Source organism: Pelagibius litoralis (assembly GCF_011683915.1).
GTDB classification, from domain to species: domain Bacteria; phylum Pseudomonadota; class Alphaproteobacteria; order Kiloniellales; family Kiloniellaceae; genus Pelagibius; species Pelagibius litoralis.
The window spans coordinates 67,612-85,766 of sequence record NZ_JAAQPH010000016.1 but is presented as its reverse complement, the minus strand read 5'-3'; the positions used below and the strand labels follow the sequence as shown (position 1 = coordinate 85,766).

Annotated in this window: 18 protein-coding genes; 13 read left to right on the top strand and 5 right to left on the bottom strand. The window is 63.7% G+C overall.

Translation table 11 applies throughout. The features are described 5' to 3' along the window. Entirely contained in the window at window positions 1–1,074 is a 1,074-nt protein-coding gene (locus HBA54_RS19655; RefSeq protein ID WP_167227821.1) for a saccharopine dehydrogenase family protein, read from the top strand. A 52-nt stretch (window positions 1,075–1,126) separates the two neighbouring features. Continuing rightward, complete coding sequence (locus HBA54_RS19650) at window positions 1,127–1,858, top strand: hypothetical protein (protein ID WP_167227819.1); 732 nt, start codon at window positions 1,127–1,129, stop codon at window positions 1,856–1,858. A gap of 56 nt (window positions 1,859–1,914) precedes the next feature. Here HBA54_RS19650 and HBA54_RS19645 read toward each other — a convergent pair whose 3' ends face one another. Both HBA54_RS19645 and HBA54_RS19640 read right to left on the bottom strand, forming a co-directional pair. Then, a complete protein-coding gene (locus HBA54_RS19645; protein WP_167227816.1) occupies window positions 1,915–2,583 on the bottom strand; it encodes a GntR family transcriptional regulator in 669 nt (222 codons plus the stop codon). Further along, the gene (locus tag HBA54_RS19640) at window positions 2,580–5,543 is read right to left on the bottom strand and encodes an FAD-binding and (Fe-S)-binding domain-containing protein (RefSeq protein WP_167227813.1); all 2,964 of its coding nucleotides are present in this window, start codon (window positions 5,541–5,543) and stop codon (window positions 2,580–2,582) included. The genes HBA54_RS19645 and HBA54_RS19640 overlap by 4 nt, the downstream gene beginning before the upstream one ends. 124 nt (window positions 5,544–5,667) lie before the next feature. On the opposite strand from HBA54_RS19640, the gene HBA54_RS19635 reads away from it, so the two are divergent. The 6 genes from HBA54_RS19635 (at window position 5,668) to HBA54_RS19610 (ending at window position 11,873) form a co-directional block, all read left to right on the top strand. Beyond that, complete coding sequence (locus tag HBA54_RS19635) at window positions 5,668–6,852, top strand: pyridoxal-phosphate-dependent aminotransferase family protein (RefSeq protein WP_167227810.1); 1,185 nt, start codon at window positions 5,668–5,670, stop codon at window positions 6,850–6,852. A gap of 37 nt (window positions 6,853–6,889) precedes the next feature. Beyond that, the gene (locus tag HBA54_RS19630; RefSeq protein WP_205944778.1) at window positions 6,890–7,873 is read left to right on the top strand and encodes a TRAP transporter substrate-binding protein; all 984 of its coding nucleotides are present in this window, start codon (window positions 6,890–6,892) and stop codon (window positions 7,871–7,873) included. A 97-nt stretch (window positions 7,874–7,970) separates the two neighbouring features. Continuing rightward, window positions 7,971–8,579 carry a TRAP transporter small permease gene (locus HBA54_RS19625; RefSeq protein ID WP_167227806.1) on the top strand — a complete coding sequence of 203 codons (609 nt, stop codon included), beginning with the start codon at window positions 7,971–7,973 and terminating at the stop codon, window positions 8,577–8,579. A 3-nt stretch (window positions 8,580–8,582) separates the two neighbouring features. Further along, entirely contained in the window at window positions 8,583–9,863 is a 1,281-nt protein-coding gene (locus tag HBA54_RS19620) for a TRAP transporter large permease (protein ID WP_167227803.1), read from the top strand. Between the two features lie 10 nt (window positions 9,864–9,873). Next, window positions 9,874–10,644 (top strand): enoyl-CoA hydratase, encoded by a 771-nt coding sequence (locus tag HBA54_RS19615; RefSeq protein ID WP_167227801.1) that lies wholly within the window; start codon window positions 9,874–9,876, stop codon window positions 10,642–10,644. 26 nt (window positions 10,645–10,670) lie between these two features. After that, window positions 10,671–11,873: a CaiB/BaiF CoA transferase family protein gene (locus tag HBA54_RS19610; protein WP_167227799.1), complete on the top strand. Its 1,203-nt coding sequence runs from the start codon at window positions 10,671–10,673 to the stop codon at window positions 11,871–11,873. Here the strand turns inward: HBA54_RS19610 and HBA54_RS19605 are convergent. Continuing rightward, complete coding sequence (locus tag HBA54_RS19605) at window positions 11,861–12,646, bottom strand: glutathione S-transferase family protein (protein WP_167227796.1); 786 nt, start codon at window positions 12,644–12,646, stop codon at window positions 11,861–11,863. The genes HBA54_RS19610 and HBA54_RS19605 overlap by 13 nt on opposite strands. 101 nt (window positions 12,647–12,747) lie before the next feature. Here HBA54_RS19605 and HBA54_RS19600 point away from each other — a divergent pair, with 101 nt between their 5' ends. Together HBA54_RS19600 and HBA54_RS19595 are read left to right on the top strand one after the other, a co-directional pair. Further along, window positions 12,748–13,041, top strand: coding sequence for a Dabb family protein (locus HBA54_RS19600; RefSeq protein ID WP_167227794.1), 294 nt, complete (start codon window positions 12,748–12,750; stop codon window positions 13,039–13,041). 214 nt (window positions 13,042–13,255) lie between these two features. Further along, on the top strand, window positions 13,256–13,486 hold the full coding sequence (locus HBA54_RS19595; protein ID WP_167227792.1) for a DUF2164 domain-containing protein: 231 nt from the start codon (window positions 13,256–13,258) through the stop codon (window positions 13,484–13,486). A gap of 16 nt (window positions 13,487–13,502) precedes the next feature. On the opposite strand, the gene HBA54_RS19590 is transcribed toward HBA54_RS19595, so the two are convergent. Further along, a complete protein-coding gene (locus tag HBA54_RS19590; RefSeq protein WP_167227790.1) occupies window positions 13,503–13,895 on the bottom strand; it encodes a DUF1499 domain-containing protein in 393 nt (130 codons plus the stop codon). Window positions 13,896–14,109: 214 nt separating this feature from the next. Here HBA54_RS19590 and HBA54_RS19585 point away from each other — a divergent pair, with 214 nt between their 5' ends. The 3 genes from HBA54_RS19585 to HBA54_RS19575 are packed head-to-tail and all read left to right on the top strand — an operon-like array spanning window position 14,110 to window position 17,062. After that, window positions 14,110–14,964, top strand: a complete 855-nt coding sequence (locus HBA54_RS19585) for a phytanoyl-CoA dioxygenase family protein (RefSeq protein ID WP_167227788.1) — start codon at window positions 14,110–14,112, stop codon at window positions 14,962–14,964. A 35-nt stretch (window positions 14,965–14,999) separates the two neighbouring features. Continuing rightward, the gene (locus HBA54_RS19580; protein ID WP_167227786.1) at window positions 15,000–16,190 is read left to right on the top strand and encodes a hypothetical protein; all 1,191 of its coding nucleotides are present in this window, start codon (window positions 15,000–15,002) and stop codon (window positions 16,188–16,190) included. A gap of 8 nt (window positions 16,191–16,198) precedes the next feature. Beyond that, window positions 16,199–17,062, top strand: a complete 864-nt coding sequence (locus tag HBA54_RS19575) for an alpha/beta hydrolase (RefSeq protein WP_167227784.1) — start codon at window positions 16,199–16,201, stop codon at window positions 17,060–17,062. On the opposite strand, the gene HBA54_RS19570 is transcribed toward HBA54_RS19575, so the two are convergent. After that, the gene (locus HBA54_RS19570; protein ID WP_205944777.1) at window positions 17,059–18,108 is read right to left on the bottom strand and encodes a GlxA family transcriptional regulator; all 1,050 of its coding nucleotides are present in this window, start codon (window positions 18,106–18,108) and stop codon (window positions 17,059–17,061) included. The genes HBA54_RS19575 and HBA54_RS19570 overlap by 4 nt on opposite strands. Window positions 18,109–18,155: the final 47 nt, after the last annotated feature.

Below are 18,155 nucleotides of genomic sequence, written 5' to 3'. Positions count from 1 at the left end.
ATGTCCATCCAGAAGATCGCCGTGCTGGGGCTCGGCAAGGTCGGGTCGCTGACCGCGCGCATGCTGACCAACGCCGGTTTCCAGGTGACCGGGATCGATACGCGCGAGCTGCGCCGGACGCCGCCCTTCGAGGTCCGCAGCGCCGATCTGGGCGATACCTCGGGCCTGCCGGCGCTGTTGCGGCCTTACGATGCGGTGATCTCCTGCCTGCCTTACATCCTCAACAAGGATATCGCGGCGGCGGCGCACCAGGAGGGCTTGCATTACTTCGACCTGACCGAGGATGTGCCCACCACCCAGGCGATCCGCGAGCTGGCCAAGACCTCGAAGGGCGTGATGGCGCCGCAATGCGGCCTGGCGCCGGGTTTCGTCGGCATCGTCGCGGCCCATCTGGCCGGTGAGTTCGAGAAAGTGCGCTCGGTGCGGATGCGCGTCGGCGCCCTGCCGCAGCATCCGACCGGTCATCTGGGTTATGCCTTCAACTGGTCCCCGGAAGGGGTGGTGAACGAATACCTGAACGACTGCGAGGTGATCGAGGAAGGGCAGCACAAATGGGTCTCGCCCATGGAGTGGATCGAGACCCTCTACGTCGGCGGCGTGAAGCTGGAGGCCTTCACCACCTCGGGTGGCCTCGGCACCATGTGCGAAACCTTTGACGGCAAGATCGAGAACCTGGACTACAAGTCCATGCGCTATCCCGGTCATGTCGACATGATGAACTTCTTTTTCCATGAGCTTTTGATGCGCGAGCGGCGCGAACTGGCGGGCGAGATCCTGACCAACGCCAAGCCGCCGGTGGATGACGACGTGGTCTACGTGCATGTCGCCGCCGAGGGTTGGTCGGAGGGCCGCCTGAACCGCAAGGAGTTCGTGCGCGCCTATTATCCCATCGAGGTTTCCGGCGAGCGCTGGACCGCCATCGCCTGGACCACCTCGGCCTCGGCCTGTGCCGTCATCGAAATGGTGAACGAAGGCAAGCTGCCTTCCCAGGGCTTCATCAGGCAGGAGGAGATTTCCTTCGAGGCCTTCCTGAAGACCCCGACCGGCGCGCTCTACGGCGACATGGCGGGTTAGCCTGGGCAGGCTGCGGCCTCCGTGACTCATTGTCAGGACAAAGCCGGCCACCATGGCGAGCTTGGTGCCTATTCTGCTCGCTTCATACGCAATCACCTTTTGTGCGGCGCTCCTGATCATTGGCGGGGGTCACGAATCGGTGATCTGCATCGAGGGCCTCAATGCGGGTATAGTTTGCGCGCCCAATCTCTTCGCCATGAATTGGGCGTATGGGAAATGGCCAGTCATGGACCGGCGCAGGCCAAACAGGGACTCCGCGATGAAGCGACAAAAGCGCAAGACGACCTCGAAAAAGAAGCAAGGGGCTATCCCGGGCGCCCAACCCGTGGAATCATCAGCTCCAAAGAAAAGGGTTCGCAGCCGGCGGGATTTTCTACAGAGCATCGGCTACGGCGTTGTCGGCGTTGGCATCGTCGGTGGTGGCGGTTGGTACCTCGCGACCTCTGTCCACGCCGGCATCGTCGAGCAGGACCTGTCGCGCATCGGAAACGGCATGCCGACCGTGGTGCAGATCCACGACCCGCAATGTTCCCAATGCCGCGCTCTGCAGCGCGAGGCCCGGGATGCGCTGTCACAGTTGGACGCTGGCGAAATCCAGTATCTCGTGGCCAACATTCGCCAGCCTGAAGGGCAGGCGCTGGCCACCGCACACAGCGTCGGGCATGTCACCTTGTTGCTCTTCGACGGCAGCGGAAGGCGGCGCGGCGTTCTGGCCGGCCCGAACACCAGTGAAATCCTGCTATCCGAATTCAGGCGCCTGATCCGGAGATCCAATTCAGGATAGCGCAGGGCGCGGCCGTCTCTGCAGTCGCGCCGCTGTTATAACCCGGTGAATCCGCTTTAGCGTTCTTCGGCAAAGAGGTGGGCCTGCAGGTCCTGCAGCTTGTGGATGACGTGGACCTTCATGATGCGGCCCAGTTGCACGCCTTTGCGGTTCTTGATGGCCTTCACCATGGCCTGGTGTTCGTCCACCGCCTGGGCCCAGCGCGCCGGTGACATGTTCAGCTCATAGCGCGCGCGGCGCATGCGCTCAGACAGCACGCGGGTCGAGCGGGTCAGGGTCGGGTTGCGCGCCATCTCCATGATCAACTGGTGGATCCGCGAGTTCAGCTTGTAATAACCGATGAGATCATCGGCCTCGAAGCGCTCGGTCATGCGCGCCGTGAGATCTTCCAGCTTGGCGATCTCCGCCTCGGTGGCGTTCTGGCAGGCCAGCTCGCCGGCCACCGCATCCAGCGCCCCCATGATCGGCAGCGCCTCTTCGAAATCCTTCAGGGTCAGTTTCACGACCGAGGCGCCGCGATGCGGCGTCAGCTTGAGGAATCCCTCGGCCGCCAGGATCTTCACCGCCTCGCGCAGCGGCGTGCGGGACACGCCGAAACGCTCGCAGAGCGCTTTTTCCGAGATTTTCTGGCCGGGCTCCAGTTGGCCCTCGATGATCATGTCGCGCAGCCGGTCCACCAACTCATGGTGCAGCGGGCGGCGGTCGATGGTTTCGGTCAGGCTCATTGCGTTCCTTGTGCGTGACTTTCCGCTGCTCGGCTTGCGCGCTCCAGCACAACGGCGACATGAACCGCTTCACGGTTGGCGCCGTCGGCGATCTGATGCCGGCAGGAGGTGCCATCGGCCACCACAATCGCATCTTCGCCCGCCGCCCGGACCGCCGGAAGCAGACTGAGTTCGCCCATGGCACGGGAAACCGCAAGGGTCTCGGCCTGATAACCGAAAGCCCCGGCCATGCCGCAGCACGACGACTCGACCAAGTCTACCGCAAGTCCGGGGATCGTGCCGAGAACCTGCTGCACCGGTGAGACCGCGTTGAAGGCCTTCTGATGGCAATGACCGTGCAGCAGGGCCTTGTTCTGCGGCAGCGGCGCCAAGGGCAGGTTGAAGTCCCCTGCGCTCAGCTTCTGCGCGATGAATTCCTCGAACAGCATAACCTTGGCGCCGAGCTCCGCCGACCAGCCGTCGCCCAGCAGGGCAGGGGCCTCGTCGCGGAAGGTGAGCAGGCAGGAGGGCTCCAGCCCGACGACGAATCCGCCGCGTTCGAGGACCGGTTTCACGGCGACGATGGTCCGCCGCATCTCCGCCTTGGCTTTTTCCACCAATCCGGCGGAGAGATAGGTGCGTCCGCAGCACAGCGGCCGTTCTCCGTGTTCCGACATGGCGTGACCCACTTTCAGGCCGGCGCGGCGCAGCACCGTTTCGGCGGCCTGCAGGTTGTCCGGCTCGAAGTAGCGGTTGAAGGTATCGGCGAAGAGAACCACCTCCGCGGTTTCGCTCCCCTTTGCCTCAGGGGCGTAAGGGTCGCGGCGCCAGCGCGGCAAACTGCGCTCGGCGCTGAGGCCCAGCAGCGCTTCCGACAGTTTCGCGGCGCCGGGCAGGCGGTCGCGCAGGTTCATGATCCCGGCCAGACGCGCCGCCCAGGGGGCATAGCGCGGCAGGTTGGCGATCAGGCGGTCGCGCAGAGAAAGGCCGTGCCTTTCGGCGCGCGCCGCCAATACTTCGATCTTCATCTTGGCCATGTCGACGCCGGTCGGGCACTCGCGCCGGCAGCCCTTGCAGGACACGCAGAGCTTCATGGTCTCGGCCATGTCCTCGGAGGTCATGGCATCGGGCCCCAGCTGGCCGGAGATCGCCAGGCGCAGGGTGTTGGCCCGGCCGCGCACCAGATCGCGCTCGTCGCGGGTGACGCGGTAGGAGGGGCACATCACGCCCTCGCCGATCTTGCGGCAGGCGCCGTTGTTGTTGCACATCTCCACCGCGCCCTGCAGGCCGCGCCCGGCGCCGGGATAGCCGGCCCAGTCGAAGACGCTGCGCAGTTCCGGCACCGTGTAGTCCGCTGGGTAGCGGAACAGGCTGCGGTCGTCCATCTTGGGCGGCCGCACGATCTTGCCAGGGTTCAGCAGACCCTCGGGGTCCAGACGGTCCTTCACCCACTCGAAGCTCTCGACCATGCGCGCGCCGAACATCTCGCGGTGGAACTCGGAGCGTACGATCCCATCGCCGTGCTCGCCGGAATGGGAACCGCGGTATTCGCGCACCATCTCAAAGGCTTCCTCGGCGATGGCGCGCATGGCCTTTACATCGTTGTCGAGGCGCAGGTTCAGCACCGGGCGGACGTGCAGGGTGCCGACCGAGGCATGGGCGTACCAGGTGCCGGTGGTGCCGTGCTTGCGGAAGATCTCCGTCAGGCGCTGGGTATAGTCGGCCAGATCCTCCAGGCGTACCGCGCAGTCCTCAACGAAGGAGACCGGTTTTCCCTCCGCCTTCATGGACATCATGATGTTGAGGCCTTGGGCCCGGACCCCGAAGATCTGTTTCTGGAAGTCCGGGTCGATGGCTTCCACCACGCCGCCCGGCTTTTTGCCCGGGTCGCCCCAGCGAAAGCCGAGTTCGGCCATCAACTCGCCCAGGGCTTTCAGGCGGCGCAGGTTTTCGTTCTGATCCGCCTCGGCGAACTCGACCAGCAGCAGGGCTTCCGGTTCATCGCGCACGAAGCGGTCGACGATCGGCCGGAAGAGGGGGATGTCGCGGCTCAGTTCGATCATCGTGCGGTCGATCAGCTCCACCGCCGTGGGGTCCAGGGTGACCAGATGACGGGCGGCATCCATCGCCTCGTAAAAGCTCGGGAAGTGGCAGACTCCCAGCACCTTGTTTTTCGGCAGGGGAGAGAGTTGCAGTTTGATCTTCTCGCTGACGGCCAGCGTGCCCTCGGAGCCGACCAGCAGATGCGAGAGGTTGTTGTCGGTACCGTTGGGCACCAGCGCATCGATGTTGTAGCCGCCGACCCGGCGCATCAGGTCAGGGAAGCGCGCCTTGATTTCCTCCGCCTCCCGCTGGCCGAGGTCGAGCAGAGCGCGGAACAGGTCGTGTTTCGGGCTTGGGCTGTTGACGCCGATGAGGTCGCGGGGCACCGGCCCGAAGTCCATGCGCGTTCCGTCGGCCAGAAGGGCGTCGATGCCCAGCACGTTGTCGCGCATGGTGCCGTAGCGGATTGAGCGCGAACCGCAGGAATTGTTCGCCGCCATGCCGCCCAGGGTCGCGCGCGAGGCGGTGGAGACGTCCACCGGGAACCAGAGGCCGTGCCGTTTCAGCGCGGCGTTCAGGTGGTCCAGCACCAGGCCGGGTTCGACCTCCGCCGTGCCGGCAACCGTGTCGACGCTGAGAATGCGGTTCAGGTGCCTGGTGAAATCCACGACGATGGCGTCGTTCACTGTCTGACCGCATTGCGAGGTGCCGCCGCCGCGCGGCAGCACGGCCACGCCGGCATCGCGGGCGATGGCCAGGGTCGCTTCCACGTCGGCGAAGGTTCTGGGCACGACGACGGCGCGCGGCATGATCTGATAGATCGAGGCGTCTGTGGCGTAGCGCCCGCGCGAGAAGGGGTCGCCGTAGGCCTCGCCCTCCAGCGCCGCATTCAGTCGCCGGGCCAGCTCTCCCCCATCTCCGCGCGGCGCAGCGCCCATTGACATCCGCCTTCGGTTTGTATTTTGTATTCATTATTCATATCCGCCTTGGCTGGGTGGATGCAAGCTCCGATGAAACAGAGGGCAGCCGGCCAAGACAGCGGATGGCAAGGAGGAGAGCCTGATGTCCGGTCGCCATTTTCTTCAGATTCCGGGGCCGACCAACGTGCCCGACCGGGTATTGCGGGCGATGGACTTCCCGACCATGGACCATCGCGGTCCGGCCTTTGCCGCCGTCGGCACCAAGGCGCTGGAGGGCATGAAGTCGGTCTTTCGGACCGAAAGCACGGTCGTCATCTATCCCGCCTCCGGCACCGGTGCCTGGGAAGCGGCGCTGGTGAACACGCTTTCTGCCGGCGACAAGGTCCTGATGTACGAGACCGGCCACTTCGCGACCCTTTGGAATCATCTGGCGCAACGCCTCGGCCTGCAGCCGGAATTCATTGCCGGCGACTGGCGCCACGGCGCCGACCCGGTGGCCATCGAAGAGCGCCTGCGGGCCGACAGCGGCCATGAGATCAAGGCGGTCTGCGTGGTCCATAACGAGACCTCGACCGGTTCGGTGACGCAGATCCCGGAGATCCGCAGGGCGATCGACGCGGCCGGCCATCCGGCGCTGCTCATGGTCGATACGATCTCGTCCCTCGCCTCCATCGACTACCGCCACGACGACTGGGGCGTCGATGTCACGGTGGCCGGTTCGCAAAAGGGTCTGATGCTACCGCCGGGCCTGTCCTTCAACGCGATCAGCGAAAAGGCGCTGGCGGCCGCGAAGACAGCCGGCCTGCCAAATGCCTACTGGGCCTGGGATGCCATGGCTGAGCCCAACGCCAAGGGCTATTTCCCCTATACCCCGGCGACCAACCTGCTCTACGGTCTGGTCGAGGCAATCGATATGCTGCACGAGGAAGGCCTGGAAAACGTCTTTCAGCGTCACCAACGCCATGGTGCGGCGGCGCGGCGGGCAGTGCGCGCCTGGGGACTGGAAGTCCTCTGCCTGGAGCCGCGGCACTATTCCGGCTCCCTCACGGCGGTTCTCGTGCCCGAAGGCCAAAGCGCCGACGCCTTCCGCCGGACGACCCTGGAAAACTTCAACATGTCGCTCGGCAACGGTCTCTCGAAGATTGCCGACAAGGTGTTTCGCATCGGCCACCTGGGCGACTTCAACGATCTGATGCTGATGGGTACCCTTTCCGGCGTGGAGATGGGCCTGGAGCTTTCCGGCGTGCCGCATCGGCGCGGCGGTGTCCAGGCAGCGCTGGATTACTTAAGCGGGCGCGAACAGACGTCTGCCTCTGCGGCTGAATAACAAGCCGAAGCAAACAAAACCAAAGGGAGGAACAATCATGAGACTAGCAAAGATTCTAACAGGGACCGCCCTGGTCTGCGTGCTTGCAAGCCCGGCGCTTGCCGACAAGATGACCCTGAAGTTCGGCCATGTGGGCAAGCCCGGTTCGCTTTTTGAAACTTCCGTGAATGCCTTTGCCGCCTGTTCCAACAAGGCGCTGGGCGATGCCGCCGAGGTGCAGGTCTTCGGGTCTTCGCAGCTGGGTAAGGACAAGGAACTGCTGCAGAAGTTGAAGCTGGGCCAGGTACATTTCTCGCTGCCTTCTTCGGTGATGTCTTCGGTCGCCGATGAGTTCGGCGTTTTTGAGATGCCCTATATCATCCAGAACCGCGATCACATGCGCCGCGTCCAGGCCGAACTGATGGAAAGCACCTTCCAGAAGGCGGCTCAGGCCAAGGGCTATCGTATCATCGGTCTTTTTGAGAACGGCTTTCGCAACATCACCAACAACACCCGGCCGATCGACAAGCCGGAGGACCTGGCCGGCGTGAAGCTGCGCACCCCCAACGGCGCGTGGCGGGTGAAGATGTTCAAGCTCTACGGTGCGAACCCGACGCCGATGGCGTTCTCCGAGGTGTTCACCGCCTTGCAGACCAAGGTGATCGACGGCCAGGAAAACCCCTACGCCCAGATCTGGTCGGCCAAGTTCCAGGAGGTGCAGAAGTACCTCTCCATCACCGGACACGTCTATACCCCGGCTTATGTCCTGGTTTCCGAGAAGCACTTCGCCAAGCTGCCGCAGAACGTTCAGGATGCGCTGACCCAGTGCGGCAGAGAGACACAGGACTTCGTCTATGAAGAGGCCGCACGGCTGGAGACCGACCTGCTGCAGAAGCTGAAAGACGGCGGCATCCAGGTGAATACGGCGGACAAGGCGGCTTTTGTCGAAGCTTCCAAGCCGATTTATGACGAGTTCGCTACCAGCGTCGATGGCGGCAAGGACCTGATCGACACGGTCCTGCGTCTGGCCGAAGGCTCGTAGAAGCCTGATACGGCGGCATGCCGGGCTGTGCGTTGTCGCGCAGCCCGGGCCCGCCGGTCTTTCCCCTTCATTGAGGTTCCGCGATGCGGGCCGTCTGATGGCGCTTTGGCCCGCGGCGGAGGAGATCTGGATCGTGCTTGCGGCGGCAAGACAAAGCCTGGAATGGCTGCTGGAATGGGTTGTCATTGTTCTGATGATCCTTCTGACGGTGGTGGTGATCGCCGCCGTCCTGGTCCGGCTGGCCGGAGATTCTTTCAGTTGGTATGACGAGGTCGCGGCCATCCAGCTTTCCTGGATCACCTATTACGGGGCGGCCCTGGCGGCTTTGAAGCGGCGTCACATCGGCTTCGATTCGGTGCTGTTGTCCCTTTCCCTTCCGCTGCGCAAACTGGCGCTGGTCGCGGCCGAAGTGATTGTCATCGGGTTCTTCGTCCTGATGGCCTGGGCCGGCATGCTGGTGCTTGAGGTTCTTGAGGGCGACCGGCTGGTTTCCCTCACCTGGATGCCGGTTCAGATCACCCAGTCGATCATTCCCATCGGCGCCGTCCTCTTCATTGTCTGCGAACTACTCAGCCTGCCGGACTATTGGCGCAAGACGGTCTCCGGCATATCGCTGGAGCACGCCGAGATCGAGGAAGAGGTGGAGCAGGAGATGCAGAATGCCCAGGCCCAGGACAAGGCCCAGGACAAGGTAGGGGACCGCTAGACAATGCTGATGCTCATCATCTTCGCTGCCCTGATCGCGATGATTTGTCTGAACGTGCCCATCGCCGTCGCTCTGGCGGTTTCCGGCGTGCTCGGCCTGCTGATCAGCGAAGGGCCGGACAGCCTGGTCAGCATCGCGCTGGATATGTACGACGGCTCCACCAAGTTCTCCCTCATCGCCATTCCCATGTTCGTGCTGGCCGGGGCGATCATGAACGCCGGTGGCGTCACCGACCGGCTGATCAACTTTGTCTCCGCTCTGATCGGCTTCGTGAAGGGCGGCCTGGCGATGGTCAACATCGGCGTCTCGCTGTTCTTCGCCGAGATCTCCGGCTCGGCGGTGGCCGATGTGGCGGCGCTCGGTTCCATTCTCATCCCGCAGATGAAAAAGCGCGGCTACAGCGCCCCGCTGGCCGCTGCCGTCACGTCATCCTCTGCTTCGCTGGCGATCATTATCCCGCCGTCGATCCCGATGATCCTCTATGCGACCTCCGCCAATACCTCGGTCGAGCAGCTTTTCGTCGCCGGGGTGGTGCCGGGGCTGCTTGGTGCCTTCGGCCTGATGTTCGTCGCCTATCTCTTTGCCCGGCGCTACAACCTGCCGGTGGAAGAGGCCTTCAACCTCCGGCGCCTGCGCCGGACTTTTGTGGAGGCTTTGCCGGCCTTCACGCTGCCGGTGATTATCCTGGGCGGCATCTTCGGCGGTTTCGTTACTGCAACCGAAGCGGCGGGGCTGGCGGTCATCGCCGCCTTTGTCGTCGGCCTCTGGTACCGGCAGATCGACCTGCGTCATCTGAAGCGTGCCATGCTGGATGGCGGTATGCAGACTGCGGTGGTGATGCTGCTGGTCGCGGCTTCGGTTCTGATGGGCGGCTTCCTGACCCGCGCCCAGATGCCCCAGGAACTGGCGGCGGCGATCCTGGATTTCACCGACAACAAGTATGTTATCCTGCTGATTCTCAACTTCTTCTTCCTGGTGATCGGCTTTTTCCTGCACTCCGCAGCGGCGATCATCCTGGTGGTGCCGATCGTCATTCCGCTGATTTCGGCGGCGGGTATCGACCCCGTGCATTTCGGCCTGGTCGTGACGCTGAACCTCGCAATCGGCCAGCAGACCCCGCCGGTCGCCAGCGTGCTGATTACCTCCTGTGCCGTGGCCCGGGCGAACATCTGGGCGGTTTCCAAGGTGAACGTTTATTTTGTCGCGGTGCTCTTGGTGGTGCTCTTGATGTGTACCTATATCCCCGCGATCCCTATGTTCCTGGTGGAGTATTTCTACCGCTAAAGGATTTGTTATGACCGCGAGCGAGGAGCTGCTGTTCGAGCGGCAGGGGCCGATCGGCCTGATTACCTTCAACCGGCCGCAGGCGCGCAACGCGCTGACCTTTGCCATGTACCAGCGTCTGGCGGATATCTGCCGGGACCCGGGGGACGCCAAGGTCCTGGTGGTGACTGGCGCCGGCGAGAAGGCTTTTGCCGCCGGCACCGACATCGGCCAGTTCCGCGACTTCAAGACCGATCAGGATGCCTTGGACTACGAGGCGCAAATCGATGTAGTCCTGAGCGCGGTGGAGGAATGTCCGGTGCCGACCGTGGCCGCCATCGCCGGCGCCTGCACCGGTGGCGGGGCGGCCATCGCCGCCGCCTGCGATCTGCGCCTTGCTACGGCGGATCTGAAATTCGGCTTCCCCATCGCCCGGACCCTGGGCAACTGCCTCTCGGTCGCCAATCTGGCGCGGCTCTGCGCCCTGCTTGGCGCCGGCCGGGTGCGGGAGATCCTCTTCACCAGCCGCCTTGTCCTGGCCGAGGAGGCCATGACGGCCGGGCTGGTGTCGGAGGTGTTGGCCGATCATGCGGCCCTGATGTCCCGCGCTCTTGCCCTGGCCGAACAGCTGACCGAACAGGCGCCGCTCACCCTGCGCGCAACCAAGGAGGGACTGCGCCGTCTCGCCCGCCAGGACATCGAAGATGAGGATCTGATTCTTTGCTGCTATGGCAGCGCCGATTTCCGCGAGGGATTGGAGGCTTTTCTTGCCAAGCGCAAGCCGAACTGGCAAGGCCGCTAAACCGGATGAGCGGCGGGGATGACACCATGCCTCCAGGCCCGCTGACCGGTTGCCGGGTGATTGAGCTGGCCCACATCATGGCCGGGCCCGTGGCCGGCATGATGCTGGCCGACATGGGGGCTGAAGTGATCAAGGTGGAAAAGGCGGCGGGCGACGATACCCGCCGCATGGTGCCGCCGACCGTCGGCGGTGAAAGCGCCGCCTTCATGATGCTGAACCGCAACAAGCGCGGTGTCGTTCTCAACCTGAAAGACCCGGACGGCAAGGCGGCGCTGCTCCGCCTGCTGCGGGATGCCGACGTGGTTATCGAAAACTACCGCAAGGGCACCATGGAAAAGCTTGGCCTGGGCTACGACGAACTGCGCCTGATCAACCCCGGCTTGATCTACTGCGCGCTCTCCGGTTTCGGACGGACGGGTCCCTATGCGGAGCGCGGCGGCTTCGACCTCATCGCCCAGGGCATGTCGGGCCTGATGTCGGTGACGGGCGAGGGGCCGGGGCGGCCGCCGGTGAAGGTGGGGCCGCCGGTCAGCGACATCACCGCGGGCATTCTGGGCGCCATGGGCATTGCCGCGGCCTACGCCCACAAGCTGAAGACCGGTGAGGGACAGATGGTCGATACCTCGCTTTTCGAAGCGGGGATTACCCAGACTTTCTGGCAATCGGCCATTGCCCTGGCGACGGAGGAGACGCCGCAGCCCCTGGGCTCCGCCCATCCGCTGAACGCCCCCTATCAGGCATTCCAGACGGCGGATGGATGGATCAACATCGGCGCCGCCAACCAGGCCAACTGGGAGCGGTTGGCGGGCTTGATCGAGGCGCCGGAACTCTTGGACGACCCGCGCTTTGCCGACAATCCGCTGCGTATGGCAAACCGTCTTGTTCTGGAAGAGATCCTGAACGGCATCTTTCGCAAACGCCGCACCGCCGACTGGCTGGAACTGTTGGAGCGCGGCGGGCTGCCGGCCGGGCCGGTGCTGAGCGTGAACGAAATGCATCGCGATCCGCAGGCACTGGCCCGCGACATGATCGTCGAGACCGAGCATCCCAAAGCCGGCAGGACCAGGTCTCTCGGCCCGGCGGTGAAGTTCTCGGCGACGCCCGGCGGTGTTATCCGCGCCGCGCCGCTGCTCGGCCAGCACACCCGCGAAGTCCTGGCAGAGGCCGGCTACAGCGTTGAAGAGGTCGATGGTCTGCTGGCCCGCGGCGCGGCCTTTCAGGCGGACTGAACCGCAGCCAGGTTTCCGGGATAGCGAAAGTCGCGGTAGATCCGCGATGTCCAGAGAATACAAGGGCGATCCTGATAGGTTTCCGCGATTTTCTGCTGTGCATCCCATCGCGGCATGTCCCGGTAAAACGGGTGCTGCGGCGGAAGCGCGATCGGCGACAGCAAGCTTGCGACCGCAAGGTCGGCGCGGCTGAAACGGTCGCCGACCAGGAAGCGGCGCCGGCCGCCGATCAGTCCGTCGGCGATCAGTTCATCAACGTAATCCAATTCCCGCTCAAGCGCGCTGCGCGCTGCCGGAACGTCTTCTGCCGTCGCCTGCAGGCCTTTCATGATCGCCTGCCGCGATATCGGCCACATCAGCCGGGCAAGCGGCCGGTGCCACCACAGGGCGCCGCGAAACAGCTGTTGGGCGACCTTGCGGTCTTCCGTTGCCAGTGACATCGCGTAGATGAGACGGCGAACCGCGACACCGATGCCGCTATCGGCCCTTTCCTCAAGGCGGGCGATCTCGGCTTTTTCTGCTGCCGGCGCTTCGGTCGTCCAGGCCGCGCGGCCGGAGTCCTCGATCCAGTTCATGATCCGGTCGCTGCCTTGGATCGTTTTCCTCGGGCAACGAAGGATCGGGACCGTGCTTTGGGGCGCAATGCGCCGTGCCGACAACAGGTGGGGCCCCGGCGCCCAGCGGACTTCGCGGCAGGTGAAGTCGCAGAGATCGAGGGACCACCGCGCTTTCTCGCAGTAGTGGGAGGCGCCGAAGGTGAAGAGTGTTGCCATTTGTCACATAGCCTGCGGTAACAATCATAGATACGAAAGCGGCTGCGGGTGGATCACCTGACAAGCTGAGGCAAAGCCGACCATTACTGTGAGAAACGAATATGATACGCCACATCGTTCTGTTTCGCGCCAGGCGCCCCGATGATGTTGAAGCAATTCGATCCGGTCTGGACCGGCTGAGGGAGATCCCTGACGCGGCGCATCTGGAAGTGGCGTTGAACGGGCGGCAGGACGCCTGGTCAAGTGAGATTGACGTGGTTGTCTATGGCGAGTTCCGGGACGCGGCGGCCCTGGAAGCCTATAAGGCTCATCCGCTGTACCACGAAGCCATTCGTCTCGTGCGGCCACTGCGCGACCTGCGCATTGCCGCCGACTATCAGGCACCGACAGACTGATCGGTGTTCCGGCAACAGTGAAGGGGATTGTACTGATCGCGGTGCCCGGGTTGGCGCTCAGATCCTCCAGGATGCCTCGGGCTGCCCTCATGATGTCTGCCTTGGCGTTTCTGCCGGTGGGCGGTTATCCTACCTACGTCGGATACATCGAAGAAAATTTCTGTTTTTTCTCGCGACGAGGATGGCGAGTTTCTAGCGGCCAGGGAGCGTCAGCATGCGGATCGAACTTAGCGAAGACAGACAGGTCGATTTCAAGCGGCAGCTCCAAGCCTTGTTTCGCGGAGAATTCGATGAGGAACTTTCGGAATTCCGTGCGAACGAGATTCTCGGCTTGTTTCTGAGGACACTCGGTCCCGCGGTCTACAATCAGGCGGTCCAGGACGTGCGCGCGCACCTACAGGTCAAGCTTGATGACCTGGAAGGGGAGGTCTATGCCGATGACTAGGGAAGCGTACCCGGCCTCATTTCCGTAACCGCGTTTCCAGCGCCTTGACCCAGTTTTCCACACGCGCCTTGTTCACGCCCAAATCCGACTTCCCGTATTGTGAACGCGAGAAAATCGCGATCGCGGTGCCGCTGTCGGCCGCCAGCACCTTCACGGTGACGAAATCAGGGAAACCCACCAGTTTTGATCTCACGAGGATCGTCATATGCCGCGCGCCGGGCGATCCGTCGATGACGGTAGCCCGCGGAGTCTCGTCGATCACTTCCTGCAGGGCGATGACCACGGCATCCGGCGATGCCTGGAAAACCGGCGCCGGACCGTCGCCGCCCTGCGGCCGCAGCAGGAAGTGATTTTCCGTGTCGGGCTTTTCTATCGTCACGGGATCGACGTGCCAGTCTTCGGGGGTCACCGGCGCAAATCTGATGAAAAGGCCGGCGACGACGACAGCCAGAACGAGAAAAGCGAGCAGTCTGAAAAGGTGTTTCATTCGATGCCCTTCTTCTGGGAAACCCTTGGTAACACCCGGTTGTCCTGGACCGGTCGTTGCGCTTGTGAAAGCATGCTAGGCTGGGATGTGAAAAGTGCAAGAGACGCTCCTATGATGTCACGGAGGAGATCTGCAAATGCCCAATATACTCAGCCCGGCGCAGCGGGCCGCCTATGACGCCGATGGCTACGTCATCGTCCGCAATTTCTTCGATTCCGAGGAAGCCACGCTGCTGAAGCAGGCGATGGAGCGGGATCCGGCGATCAGCAGCCACTTCTACAATCGTGGTGACCGTGAGGGCGCGGTGACCAAGATGGCGTTGTGGAACCATCCCGGCGACAGCGTTTACGGCATGGCGGCGCGCTGCGAGAGGATGGTCGACACCATGGAGGACCTGCTGGGCGGTGAGGTCTATCACTACCATTCCAAGCTGACGGCCAAGGAGCCTTTCGAGGGGGGTGCCTGGGAATGGCATCAGGACTATGGCTACTGGTATCACAACGGCTGCCTGTTTCCGCTGATGGCCTCGGCGATGATCGCTCTCGACCGCTCGACACGCGAAAACGGCTGCCTCCAGGTGCTGAAGGGCTCCCACCACTTGGGCCGTATCGAACACGGCCTTTTGGAGGGCGATCAGGTCGGCGCGGACCTGTCGCGGGTGGAGGAAGCGCAGAAACAGCTTGAGACGGTCTATGCGGAGATGGAACCGGGCGACGTGCTGCTGTTTCACTGCAACACCCTGCACCGCTCTGACCAGAACCGCTCCGCTATGCGCCGCTGGACCATGATCTGCTGCTTTAACGCGGCCCGCAACGACCCTTACCGCGAGCATCACCATCCGCGTTATACGCCCCTTGAGAAGGTGCCGGACAGCGCCATCAAGGCCGCCGGCCTGAAGTTCGCTGCCGAAGTGGACGAGGCAGCCTTCATGGTCGAGGCGGTGGCACCCAGCGACCTGCCACAGGAGGGCAGTATCGAGGAACACGGCTGAGACGACGGTACTCGGCCTGAATGATGGGGGGGAACATGTCTGATTCCGATCGCGAGCCGGTTGCGCGCAAGCGCCGGGCGATCATCCTGATCCCCGGCCTGAAGCGAGAGGAACGTTTCGTACGCCGCGACATCCTGATAAACAATCTGGAGACAGTGGAACGTCATCCTGTAAGCCGTGTGGGCGAGGTGGTGGTCGAAGGGGAGGCGGGTTTGCGCCTCTCCTTCGAACCGCTGCGCAGCGCGGAGAGCCAGGGCGGTCACGCCGAAAGCGCCTCGGACTGCCTGGATGTCTTTGAGGCCTATTGGGCCGACATGATCCCGGAACAGACCGAACTGCCGCCCTGGGCCAAGCTTTTCAAGGGCCTGGAACTGGTCGGCTACTGGGTCTTCAGTCTGCGCACCTGGCGGGCTTTCTTCAGCTCCCTGGTCAGCGGATCCTTTCTCATCGCCTTCGGGCTTATCATGGGTGGCCTGACCCTGGTCGTCTGGTATCTCCTTCTCGCGGTTCTGGTCGGTCAGGCCGTGGCCCCTGGCGGTGCTGTGCCGGATAACCTGCAGAACGTCCCCCTCATGGCCGATATGATAGCCCTTTTCGGCCAGGCAACCGGCTGGCTGGCGTCGCACGCATGGTGGGCGGTGTTGCCTTTTGTTCTGACCTTGCTGCAGGTTGATGCCATCGTCCTGCTTGCGCGTTTTATCAAGGATTACTTCGAGAATCAGGAAGATGAAAACGGCGTCGGCCTGCGCGACCGCTTGCGCAAACGCATTGCCACAACGCTGCGCGCGGTGATGGCGGCGGACTACGACGAGGTGGTGATCGTGGCGCATTCTTTCGGCACGGTGGTCGCCACCGACATTCTGGCGGACTGGCCGCACCGGGCTGATTTCAAACGCCTGACTCTGGTTTCCCTTGGCTCGCCGATCACGGTTCTGCGATACCGGTCGTCGTGGCTGGAGGCCGAGCGGAAGCGGATGCTGAAGCATGAAGGCCTTGACCGCTGGGTCGACTTTTTCTCACCCAGCGACTGGCTCTGCGGTGAGGTGACCGGGCATCGCGGCCGTTATGGCGAAGGGATGAGCCGGCGGCTCAGCTTCGAGGCGCCCTGGCCGCAGAAGCTCAGCGGCCGCACCCATCTGCTCTACTATCGTGACCCACGGGTGTTGGAATGTCTGGTCGCGCCTCTTTCCGGCCTGGAGGCATCCGCAACGGCGGAACCTGCGTAAACCGGTTTATGCGAAGACACTCTCTCCGGACCCTGCTGTCCTGCTCATCCCTGGTGGCGCTGCTCACCGCCTGCTCTGGCACCGATCTGCTGAACGGGCTGACCCCGCGGGAAGGTTACGGCCTGGAGGCCGGTATCGCCTATGGCCCCGACGACCGCCACCGTCTGGATCTCTATGCACCGGAAAGCGGCGAGCCGGAGGCTATGGTGCTGTTCTTCTACGGCGGTTCCTGGGAAAGCGGCGAGCGCGGCGACTACCGCTTTGTTGGAGAGGCCTTTGCCTCTCAGGGGCTGGCGGTGGCAATCCCCGACTACCGGCTTTATCCGCCGGTGCGTTATCCCGCGTTTCTGGAAGATTCCGCCGCCGCCGTCGCCTGGGCGCACCGCCATCACAAGGGTCCGCTGTTCCTGGTCGGCCACTCCGCCGGCGCCTACAACGCGGTCATGCTGGCGCTCGACGACCGTTTGCTGGCTGCCGAGGGGCTGCGCCCCTGCGATACGCTGGCTGGCGTGGTGGGCCTTGCCGGGCCCTATGATTTCCTGCCGCTGACCGATCCCGCTCTGAAGGCGATCTTCGGGCCGGCGGCGGGCCGGGCGGCGACCCAGCCGGTCGCTTACGTCAACCCCAAGGCGCCGCCGCTGCTGTTGCTGAGCGGCGACGCCGACACCGTGGTCCGGCCGCGCAACAGCCGCATCCTGGCCGAGCGTCAGCGGGCGGCCGGCGGCAAGGCTGAAGCGCGTTTCTATGACGACCTGGGACACCTGCGGATTGTCGGCGCCCTGTCGCGCCCGCTGCGTGCTGCGGCACCGGTGCTGGATGACATCCGGCGCTTCATTGACACTGAAGGATCGGCAATCCAGAGCGGTTGTTAGATTGCCGCCGCCTGCAAGGCCTTGCGTACGTTGCCAAAACGACGGCGGTAGTCCGTCGGTTTCATGCCGACCTTGCGGCGGAACAGGCGCCGGAAAAAGCTGGCGTCTTCATAGCCGACCTCGTTCGCGACAGCCTCGACCGCCAGCTCCGTCGTCTCCAGCATCTGCTTTGCCTCTTCCAGGCGCAGGGTGTGCACGTAGTCGAGCGGTGCCATGCCCGTGGCCTTGGCGAAGCGGCGCTTGAAGGAACGCTCGGCCAGGCCGCTGAGCGTGGCCATGGCCGCGACCGGCCCGGTTTCGGCATAGTGCTCGGCAATCCATTCCTGACAGTCGGCGATCCGTTTGTCCTCGACCTGTCTGCTGCAGGCCAGCACGGAAAACGGAAGCTGACCATGGTGATGCCAGTCCAGCAGATAGACCCTGGCCAGCCGCATGGCTTCCTCCTGGCCCAGGAAGCGGGCGACCAGGAACAAGGAGAGGTCCTGCCAGGAGGTGCCGCCGCCACTGGTAATGAGCCGCTGGCCTTCGCCGGAAACCACCAGCGCGCGGGAAGGATGCACGGTTATCTCCGGATAGCGCCGGCCCAGGGCTTCGCAATAGCCCCAGTGGGTGGTGGCATCCCAGCCGTCTAGCAGCCCGGCCTCGGCAAGCAGCAGGCTACCCGAGCAGGCGGCGGCGAGCGTGACGCCCTGATTATTGCAAGTCTGCAACCAGTCTACGGCGGCGTCATAGCGCCCGGCGATCGGCTGATCCGGCCGTACGAGAAGATCGGGGATGCAGACGATCTGCGGTGAGGGACAGTCGGCAAAGGTCCGGTCCGGTGTAATCGGCACCCCGTTTGCGGCGCGCAGGGTTTCAGCGGTCGCTGCGACCACGTAGGGCTTCATCGCAGGTGTTCCCGGAACCCCGGTGGTTATGAACGTCCAGTCGCGGCCGGCGGAGCAGAACACGTCGTACATCCCGTAGAGGGTGGAGGCACTTGTTTCCGGCGTGGCGACCAGAGCGACGGTCAGGGGCGGGTTGGGTGACATGGAAGGCGCGTTCATGGCAGATTCGACCTGTTTACGCGGCAATCAACATTAGCATGATCGGA

Bases quoted from the DNA above. Each gene is read 5' to 3' on its own strand.
- HBA54_RS19655 (WP_167227821.1), top strand. From the start codon at position 1: ATGTCCATCCAGAAGATCGCCGTGCTGGGGCTCGGCAAGGTCGGGTCG.
- HBA54_RS19650 (WP_167227819.1), top strand. From the start codon at position 1,127: ATGGCGAGCTTGGTGCCTATTCTGCTCGCTTCATACGCAATCACCTTT.
- HBA54_RS19645 (WP_167227816.1), bottom strand. From the start codon at position 2,583: ATGAGCCTGACCGAAACCATCGACCGCCGCCCGCTGCACCATGAGTTG.
- HBA54_RS19640 (WP_167227813.1), bottom strand. From the start codon at position 5,543: ATGGGCGCTGCGCCGCGCGGAGATGGGGGAGAGCTGGCCCGGCGACTG.
- HBA54_RS19635 (WP_167227810.1), top strand. From the start codon at position 5,668: ATGTCCGGTCGCCATTTTCTTCAGATTCCGGGGCCGACCAACGTGCCC.
- HBA54_RS19630 (WP_205944778.1), top strand. From the start codon at position 6,890: ATGAGACTAGCAAAGATTCTAACAGGGACCGCCCTGGTCTGCGTGCTT.
- HBA54_RS19625 (WP_167227806.1), top strand. From the start codon at position 7,971: ATGGCGCTTTGGCCCGCGGCGGAGGAGATCTGGATCGTGCTTGCGGCG.
- HBA54_RS19620 (WP_167227803.1), top strand. From the start codon at position 8,583: ATGCTGATGCTCATCATCTTCGCTGCCCTGATCGCGATGATTTGTCTG.
- HBA54_RS19615 (WP_167227801.1), top strand. From the start codon at position 9,874: ATGACCGCGAGCGAGGAGCTGCTGTTCGAGCGGCAGGGGCCGATCGGC.
- HBA54_RS19610 (WP_167227799.1), top strand. From the start codon at position 10,671: ATGCCTCCAGGCCCGCTGACCGGTTGCCGGGTGATTGAGCTGGCCCAC.
- HBA54_RS19605 (WP_167227796.1), bottom strand. From the start codon at position 12,646: ATGGCAACACTCTTCACCTTCGGCGCCTCCCACTACTGCGAGAAAGCG.
- HBA54_RS19600 (WP_167227794.1), top strand. From the start codon at position 12,748: ATGATACGCCACATCGTTCTGTTTCGCGCCAGGCGCCCCGATGATGTT.
- HBA54_RS19595 (WP_167227792.1), top strand. From the start codon at position 13,256: ATGCGGATCGAACTTAGCGAAGACAGACAGGTCGATTTCAAGCGGCAG.
- HBA54_RS19585 (WP_167227788.1), top strand. From the start codon at position 14,110: ATGCCCAATATACTCAGCCCGGCGCAGCGGGCCGCCTATGACGCCGAT.
- HBA54_RS19580 (WP_167227786.1), top strand. From the start codon at position 15,000: ATGTCTGATTCCGATCGCGAGCCGGTTGCGCGCAAGCGCCGGGCGATC.
- HBA54_RS19575 (WP_167227784.1), top strand. From the start codon at position 16,199: ATGCGAAGACACTCTCTCCGGACCCTGCTGTCCTGCTCATCCCTGGTG.
- HBA54_RS19570 (WP_205944777.1), bottom strand. From the start codon at position 18,108: ATGAACGCGCCTTCCATGTCACCCAACCCGCCCCTGACCGTCGCTCTG.